Annotated in this window: 3 protein-coding genes and 1 pseudogene; 2 read left to right on the top strand and 2 right to left on the bottom strand. The window is 66.2% G+C overall.

Going from position 1 to position 1,990, the window contains the following annotated elements; translation table 11 throughout:
* Positions 1-28 precede the first annotated feature (28 nt).
* Positions 29-184, top strand: coding sequence for an NlpC/P60 family protein (locus tag FLV34_RS39100; protein ID WP_261986080.1), 156 nt, complete (start codon positions 29-31; stop codon positions 182-184).
* A 219-nt stretch (positions 185-403) separates the two neighbouring features.
* Here the strand turns inward: FLV34_RS39100 and FLV34_RS39095 are convergent, their stop codons facing one another.
* Both FLV34_RS39095 and FLV34_RS39090 read right to left on the bottom strand, forming a co-directional pair.
* Positions 404-673 (bottom strand): hypothetical protein, encoded by a 270-nt coding sequence (locus FLV34_RS39095; protein ID WP_147945564.1) that lies wholly within the window; start codon positions 671-673, stop codon positions 404-406.
* Positions 674-766: 93 nt separating this feature from the next.
* Complete coding sequence (locus FLV34_RS39090) at positions 767-1,009, bottom strand: hypothetical protein (protein ID WP_142651902.1); 243 nt, start codon at positions 1,007-1,009, stop codon at positions 767-769.
* A gap of 110 nt (positions 1,010-1,119) precedes the next feature.
* Here FLV34_RS39090 and FLV34_RS39085 point away from each other — a divergent pair.
* Positions 1,120-1,890: pseudogene (locus FLV34_RS39085) on the top strand (IS256 family transposase); the annotation flags it as partial.
* Positions 1,891-1,990 lie beyond the last annotated feature (100 nt).

Here is a 1,990-nt window from a genome sequence, read left to right as displayed (position 1 = left end):
CGCCTACAACCCCCGCGATCCCAGCACGATTCACCACGTGGGCCTCTACATAGGCGAGGGGAAGATGGTCCATGCCCCACATACCGGCAGCCATGTGCAAATCGCACCGATGTCCCGAAGCGACTACGCCGGGGCCGTACGACCGTCTTTAAGAGGGCGATTTGATTTGAACTTCTCGTCCTAGCCTCGATCTTTCGCGCCCATCTGGTGGCTGGCTGAGCGGTTCGGCTGGAGTGTGAAATCGCGGTCGTGGTCAGCCTAGTGGCCCGGCTGTCGCGCCGGGTGGGCGGGGTTCCACGGGCCCGTAGGGGTGTCCTTCCTGGATTGTAGGGGCGGCTTTGTGCCGGCCAGGTCGGTGCCGGGAACGCCTCCTGGCCCTGGGCCGGCCAACTGCTCGCCGCCGTCACCCGGCTTCAGATGCGGTGATGCGCAGGCGTAGTCGTCCTCCGCCGCGGACCAGGCGGGCGGCGACGGCGAACAGGCGCAGCGTCAGCCGTTTCGGCTCATACCGGCGGGCCGGTCCGTCGCGGGCGAGCATCGCCAAGGTGATGTGGCGGTGCCGGGCGTCATAACGCCGGATTTGGTAGTGGTCCAGGCCGGTTCCGTTCTTGGCGGACTGGAAACACTCCTCGATCGCCCAGCGGGAGCCGGCGACGGCGATGAGATCCTCCAATGTGGTGCCGACTGGTGCACACAGGTAGTAGGCCAGCTCAAGCCCGCCCTTGGCGTTGGGGGTGAGGCTGTGCCGGACGAGTAGCCACCGCTGTTAGCCGGGCTCTGCCTCAAAGATCACCGTGGCGAGTGCCCAGTCATACAGGCACATACCTTTGGTGCCGTCGCCACAGGAACAGCGCTTCCACGCCTCGAGCGGAGCCTGGGCGGTCGCGGTACCGACTCGGATCCGTCCGCCCCGTCCTGCGCCGATCCGTTGGCTCTTGGGCACCGCCACCACATAGCTCAGGTGGTGCTCTTCTAGGAAGCGCCTGAACTTGTTGTCGGTTGCGTCCACGGGAGTGGTGTAAGAGTTTCCACTGGTAGAGGCGTGGCGTCGTGAAATGAGGACGGCCATCGCGTGATCCTTCGTGATTGCGAAGTCAAGATCGAAGGAGAACAAAGGCGATGGCCGTGAACGACAGTGTGGACCCTGCCGCCTGGCTGGCGGAGCAGATCCAGGCGCAGGATCCGGATCTGTTGCGATCCATGGTGAAGACCATGGCCCAGGCGTTGATGTCAGCCGAAGCCGACAACCTGTGCGGTGCCTCCTACGGAGAGCGCAGCAGCGAACGGACCAACTCCCGCAACGGCTACCGCAAGCGCGAGTGGGACACCCGCGCCGGCACCGTCGAGCTCGAGATACCCAAGCTGCGGCAGGGCTCCTACTTCCCCGACTGGCTGCTGGAACGCCGCCGGCGGGCCGAACAAGCCCTGATCAGCGTCGTGGCCACCTCGTATCTGCTGGGTGTGTCGACGCGGCGGGTGGACAAACTGGTCGAGCAACTGGGGATCGGCGGCATCTCCAAAAGCCAGGTCTCGGCCATGGCCAAGGTGCTCGATGAGCAGGTGGAGGCCTTCCGCACCCGGGCGTTGGACGGCGGCCCGTACACCTTCGTGTGGCTGGACGCCCTCACCCAGAAGGTCCGCGAGGGCGGGCGGACGGTCAACGTGCACGCCCTGGTCGCCACCGCGGTCAACGCCAACGGCCAGCGGGAGATCCTCGGCTTGGAGGTCACCTCACGCGAGGACGGCGCCGGCTGGCTGGCGTTCCTGCGCGGCCTGGTCGCCCGCGGCTTTTCCGGCGTTCAGATGGTCATCTCCGACGCCCACGCCGGGCTGGTGGAGGCCATCGGCGCCACCCTCCCCGGAGCCTCCTGGCAGCGCTGCCGGACCCACTGAAGCCGTAAAAGATCAACTTGTCGGTGTGTCGCGGTCGTTTGGCACTGCGGCGAGCAGATTTGCTGCAGTGCGGTATCGGATTGGCGCGTCGGGGGGA

The sequence above is a fragment of the Microbispora sp. CSR-4 genome (assembly GCF_008033685.1).
Taxonomy (GTDB): domain Bacteria; phylum Actinomycetota; class Actinomycetes; order Streptosporangiales; family Streptosporangiaceae; genus Microbispora.
Note: the sequence above shows the minus strand (reverse complement) of the source record. Positions and strands in the feature narration are given on the sequence as shown.